The sequence below is a fragment of the Microcystis sp. M53598_WE2 genome, from assembly GCF_030067735.1.
GTDB classification, from domain to species: domain Bacteria; phylum Cyanobacteriota; class Cyanobacteriia; order Cyanobacteriales; family Microcystaceae; genus Microcystis; species Microcystis aeruginosa.
On record NZ_JASJFE010000567.1, the window covers coordinates 1 to 1,450 of the forward strand.

Below are 1,450 nucleotides of genomic sequence, written 5' to 3' on the forward strand. Positions count from 1 at the left end.
CCCTAATTAGGGCTGGCTGAATAAATCTAAAAACCTTGTTGGCTAAGACTTTTAGACTTTTTTGAGCTCCAAAAGTGCCAGGCCTAGGAGTGATCAGGGGGGGGGAAATTCAGGTACTTTTTCCCTGAAAATCGGTAAACCCCCACACCCTGCCGCCAGGAAAGACTTTTTCAGCCAACCCTAATTGTGCCTCTAATTGACTAGAATAGACTTCTTGCAGAAATTGGGGAAGGGGGAAAGGGGAAATTTTAACCCTTAACCCTATATTCTATAATATGCAACCCTTTTACCTGCATTTGCGGAAAATTTTTTGATTTATGCAAGAGTTCTAATGATAAGATATTAGGTATGGCTGCCTTGGAGAGGTGGCAGAGTGGTTGATCGCGCTCGACTTGAAATCGAGTAACCAGCAATGGTTCGTGGGTTCAAATCCCACCCTCTCCGTACTCAACCAATCAAATTTGGACTCCAGTGGCCCGATTGTTCTTAGAGAGGGGAAAATAAAATATACTAGGCTAAAAGGACAATATTGAGGCAGTAGCCCCCCGGCATGGTTTTTTGGAAAAGATTGTTTAATAGCTCGGAAGTCACTGCATCTCCTGACTATTCGGGAGACTTGGTAGAGGTTGCCCAGAATGACCTCGGACAGACACGAGTGTTTTTTAGTACCGATCGAGAGCTAGACCTATATGAGTTAGAAGAACTTTGTGACTCGGTAGGTTGGGCCCGTCGTCCTTTACGCAAAGTTAAAAAGGCGATCGAATGTAGTTTTTTAGTGGTGTCGATGTGGGAAGTGCGAGGTAATCGCCGTCGTTTAGTGGGTTTTGCTCGTGCCACTTCCGATCACGCTTTTAATGCTACAGTCTGGGATGTGGTTGTTCATCCTCACTATCAAAGTAAAGGTTTTGGTAAAGCATTAATGAAATTTATGATTAGGAAGTTACGGGGTGAGGACATCAGTAATATAACTCTTTTCGCCGATCCGCAGGTGGTGGATTTCTATCGTCGTCTCGGTTTTGTTCTCGATCCTGAAGGTATCAAAGGGATGTTTTGGTATCCCGATTAAGAATGCCACTCTTAGGCTATACTAAAAAAGGAGTTTACTTCGGGATGTAGCGCAGCTTGGTAGCGCGCCTGCTTTGGGAGCAGGATGCCGCAGGTTCAAATCCTGTCATCCCGACTGGAGAGAAAATTCTTCAAATCCTTACTTTGTCTCCTTTCCGGTTGACAAGAAAGGCTGCCTTTTTTTATTGCCAAACTCTGGTGAGTTAGCGGGAAAAGTAGGGGCGAAGCATTCGGATAGGAAATCTACGGTTTCAGCGATAGGTTATGCCCGAATGCTTCGCCCGTACAGGACGCAGGTCGATGAAGATGCAAGGTTTTGAACCACGATTCTCTCAAAATCTGGCGTTGTCAAATTGAAAGATGCTCCGAATCAGCTTGGAACTGA

The 1,450-nt window shown here is 45.0% G+C and carries 1 protein-coding gene and 2 tRNA genes; all 3 read left to right on the forward strand.

The window, feature by feature from the left end:
- Positions 1-359: 359 nt before the first annotated feature.
- Positions 360-444, forward strand: a tRNA-Ser gene (locus tag PX636_RS11510).
- A gap of 106 nt (positions 445-550) precedes the next feature.
- A complete protein-coding gene (locus tag PX636_RS11515) occupies positions 551-1,066 on the forward strand; it encodes a GNAT family N-acetyltransferase (RefSeq protein ID WP_002736326.1) in 516 nt (171 codons plus the stop codon).
- Between the two features lie 40 nt (positions 1,067-1,106).
- A tRNA-Pro gene (locus PX636_RS11520) sits at positions 1,107-1,180 on the forward strand.
- Positions 1,181-1,450 lie beyond the last annotated feature (270 nt).

Coding starts and splice junctions, on each gene's coding strand:
- PX636_RS11515 (WP_002736326.1), top strand. CDS start 551: ATGGTTTTTTGGAAAAGATTGTTTAATAGCTCGGAAGTCACTGCATCT.